Source organism: Acinetobacter sp. YH16051, assembly GCF_013417135.1.
Taxonomy (GTDB): domain Bacteria; phylum Pseudomonadota; class Gammaproteobacteria; order Pseudomonadales; family Moraxellaceae; genus Acinetobacter; species Acinetobacter towneri.
Genome location: NZ_VPEN01000104.1, coordinates 1 through 1,680 on the forward strand (window position 1 = coordinate 1; position 1,680 = coordinate 1,680).

Genomic DNA, 1,680 nt, shown 5'->3' on the forward strand with positions numbered 1-1,680 from the left:
GAAANAAAAAACCGACCTCTGAAAAAGATAAAAATAAGCCCCAAAAGTTGGGGCATTTTGAAATCTTTTTTAGAGGAGATTTTAGTTAGGTTTAAACCTTGATGTTTCACCTCTCAAAATCTCAAAAAATTGAGATTGTTGTTTTTCATCGAGAAGCATCGTTTTTAATCTGCTTTCAAAGTCTGCCATTTTTTCGCTATCTTTTTTCAAGTGCTTGTACCTTTTGTCCCGTGCAATGCTGAAAGCACAGCTCGAAAGATGAACGCTCCCCCTTGGGTCGAATGCAATAAATTTATGATCTTCGATAGAGTAGGTTTTGACTTGATCAACCAGTTTCACTGTTGATTGATTTTTCTTAGAACCGAAGCCAAGTTTTTCTAAAAGCGGATAAAACTTTTTAAATTTTTCAGGTTCTAACAGCATGTCTGCTATACGTTTCGCAAAATCTTGAAAGGATTCTGTACCCTCAGAGTATTTGCTCATTTCAGGCATTTCTGACAGCTTGTGAGCGAATAGGAAGCGTTGCGGATCTGTCATTTTGGTGAATAGGTCAGGCGTGTTTTGATCTCGTTGGGGAGATACTGATTTTTCAGAAATTTCCGTTTGTTTTTGCTTAAACTTGAAGGAAAATCCTGAAATCGCACGACCTGTTTTGTGCTGTTCGACCTTAACTTTAATGTCTGTTTTTTCATTAATTTGATTTATGGCAATGTCTAAAACTCGCTTTTTAAAATCGTTCATTTGTTTGTATTCAGTATCTAGAACACCAAGTTTTTGTCTAAATTTTTGTATCTCAATAATGGGTGTTTTACCTGTGCTACGCCAAGCAATCAATAATTCGTAAAGTCTTACAGCGTAAGCACTTGTAAGCCCTGAAACTTGTTCTATATCGTATTTTGTAAACTGTTCTTCTAGGCGAGTAATCAATGGAATGATGGCAGGGGCAAAAATTAATTTAACAACCGCCTCTTTCTCAACATAAATAACTTCACTCACCCATCTTGATTTATGGTGCTGGATATTTCCCTTATCGCTAAGGCTCTGATAACTGAATTGCCTTGCAAATAGGTCATCACAAGCATCTTTTAATGCTTGATATGCAGTATTTCTATGTGCCGAAAATTGATTGATGTAGCTTTCAGCGTGAATGATCAATGGGTCATTTGCGTTAATTCCCTTGCCACTTTGACGAGCTTCAATAATCGCTAAAAGTATTAATCTTTGCTCGACTAAATCGAGGTTATAACTCGCATTAATTAACGCATTATCTTTAACAACTAAATTACTCATTATGTGACTCTATTATTCTTAGACGTTTATGTGACTTTAATAATTAACGTCACAACATGCAAGGTAAACGTCACTTTATCTTTTGAAATTTTCATTTTTTTGCAAGGTAAACGTCACTTAATTGCAAGGTAAACGTCACTTAATGAAGCTTGAAACGCGCACACAGCAATGCTTTCAGCGTGTCTAAAAGCATTTAAAAGCTTAAAAGATTATTAAAAGCCAAAAAAAAATTAAAAAGCATTTAAAACTGCCCTATGTTTTCGCTTCGCTCAAACTCTATTGAATCTCGCTGCGCTCGATTCCTGGGGGCAGTTTTTTCAAATATCCACTAGGACGCTAAAAACAAGAATGGATTCGCTTCGCTCATAAAGCTTTATGCTCGCTTCGCTC

The 1,680-nt window shown here is 36.0% G+C and carries 1 pseudogene; it reads right to left on the reverse strand.

The features are described 5' to 3' along the window. Nucleotides 1-354 precede the first annotated feature (354 nt). A pseudogene (repM, locus tag FTV41_RS14610) lies at nt 355-1,290 on the reverse strand (replication initiation protein RepM); the annotation flags it as partial. Between the last annotated feature and the right edge of the window lie 390 nt (nt 1,291-1,680).